We start from the raw sequence: 303 nt of genomic DNA on the forward strand, positions 1-303 counted from the left end.
TCCTGTACTAGTTAAACGTGTTTGAACAATGGAGGGACGCAGAAGGCTAAACGATCCAGACGGATGGAAATGTCTGGTCAAGCAGCAAGGTGGTTCATGAGTTAAATGCTTATGGGCTTAACACCAAGCTGTGATGAGGACCGAATTTAGTAGGGAAGTCGTTGATGTCACGCTGCCGAGAAAAGCTTCTAGTGAGCGTTTAATTACCCGTACCGCAAACCGACACAGGTAGTCGAGGAGAGTATCCTCAGGTGAGCGAGCGAACTCTCGTTAAGGAACTCGGCAAAATGATCCCGTAACTTC

1 rRNA gene is annotated in these 303 nt (G+C 47.9%); it reads left to right on the top strand.

What is annotated here, in order from left to right:
- Positions 1 to 303 (top strand): 23S ribosomal RNA (locus ACKTR2_RS10640); the annotation flags it as partial.

The organism is Furfurilactobacillus curtus, from assembly GCF_045862785.1.
GTDB lineage: Bacteria > Bacillota > Bacilli > Lactobacillales > Lactobacillaceae > Furfurilactobacillus > Furfurilactobacillus curtus.